This is a genomic window from uncultured Jannaschia sp. (assembly GCF_947494025.1).
Classification (GTDB): domain Bacteria; phylum Pseudomonadota; class Alphaproteobacteria; order Rhodobacterales; family Rhodobacteraceae; genus Jannaschia.
In genome coordinates, this window is sequence record NZ_CANLTQ010000130.1 from 1 (window position 1) to 625 (window position 625).

At 64.0% G+C, this 625-nt stretch carries 1 protein-coding gene; it reads right to left on the reverse strand.

Going from position 1 to position 625, the window contains the following annotated elements; translation table 11 throughout:
* Positions 1-111: 111 nt before the first annotated feature.
* Positions 112-543: a Cu(I)-responsive transcriptional regulator gene (gene cueR / locus Q1B08_RS21635; RefSeq protein ID WP_055683878.1), complete on the reverse strand. Its 432-nt coding sequence runs from the start codon at positions 541-543 to the stop codon at positions 112-114.
* Positions 544-625 lie beyond the last annotated feature (82 nt).

Below are 625 nucleotides of genomic sequence, written 5' to 3' on the forward strand. Positions count from 1 at the left end.
GCCGCATGCACGACCGAGCTTGCCGCGAACGCGGCGAGGACGGTGGCAAGAATGAGGCTGGCGATCAGTCGCATGGTGTTCAATTATACGCCGTCCGACGGCGTTCCCAAGTCAGTCTGTGCACGATGCCGTGAGCGAAGCCGGGCATCCGCGGGTTCCCGCATGGGCGAGATCTTCCATGATCGGACAGTCGGGACGATCATCGCCATGACACCGGGCCACCAGATCCCGCAAGGTCCGGCTGAGCGCCTGCAGCTCCGACACCTTCCGGTCGATCCGGGCTAGGTGACTGCGCGTGATCGCCTTCACGTCGGAACTGGAGCGCTCGTGGTCGCCGTAGAGCGACAGGAGCGTCCGGCACTCCTCGAGGCTGAAGCCGAGCGACCGGGCGCGTCCGAGGAAGGCCAGCCTGTGCAGCTCCTCCGCCGCGAAATCGCGGTAGCCATTCCCGCTTCGCAGGGGCCGGACGAGACCGATCTCCTCGTAGTAGCGGATGGTCTTCGAGGGAACCCCGCTGCGTTCGGCCACCTCTCCGATGTTCATGATCGCGACACCTCTCGCTCCGTCTTGAGCAACCAGATAGGGGTTCCACCGGCTGGAAGGTCAATTGTCTTCCGAAGTTAAA

What these genes read in the sequence shown, in the direction of transcription:
- cueR (WP_055683878.1), bottom strand. Translation starts at nt 543, where the DNA reads ATGAACATCGGAGAGGTGGCCGAACGCAGCGGGGTTCCCTCGAAGACC.